The sequence below is a fragment of the Neisseria sp. P0021.S006 genome, assembly GCF_051956895.1.
The window spans coordinates 1-620 of sequence record NZ_JBQCWZ010000850.1 but is presented as its reverse complement, the minus strand read 5'-3'; the positions used below and the strand labels follow the sequence as shown (position 1 = coordinate 620).

The window sequence follows — 620 nt, the reverse complement described above, 5'->3', positions numbered from 1 at the left end:
CCAATACCTGATCAAACCGATTACGCGTATGAAACAAGCGTTGAGCGAACGCTAATCGATAAACTGATAAAAGGCCGTCTGAAAGTTTTCAGACGGCCTTTGGTTTATGTTTTCACTATGCCTGTTTATCCGACAGGCAAATTACTTCTCCTTAAACGTCGCTCCGACAAACGTCCTTTTCGGATTGCCGCGCTCAACTTGATAGAGTTGCGTGTGCTGCTCCTGCGCAAAATTTCCTGCCTGTCCGGCATGATGCTCTGCCAGCTTTTGCGCCAATAACATTACCGCCAATTTTTTATTGGCATGCTGGCTGCGTTCGCTCTCGACCCACACGGAAATGCCGCTTTCTTTATGGGTAGCGCGGACGGCGCTTTCGATTTTATTGACGTGTTGCCCGCCTTTACCGCCCGAACGGCAGGTTTGAAACTCGATTCCGTTTTCAGACGGCATTTCATACGTCTGCGGCATATCGGGCAAACGAAAAACGCCTATATACCAATTTTTGCGCGGATGTTTCGGGCGGACGGGGCTGGGGCATATCCATTGGAGCGTCCCCTGCCAAGTTTGCGCCAAACTTTCGGCTTTTTGCCCTGCCAATTTGAGCGTCGCCGACAAAATGC

At 50.3% G+C, this 620-nt stretch carries 1 protein-coding gene; it reads right to left on the bottom strand.

Features of this window, described 5'->3' with window-relative positions; translation table 11 throughout:
• Nucleotides 1–141: 141 nt before the first annotated feature.
• Nucleotides 142–620 (bottom strand): peptide chain release factor H (gene prfH / locus ACTHUM_RS17485; protein ID WP_440403625.1); only part of this gene is annotated, 479 nt, incomplete at its 5' end.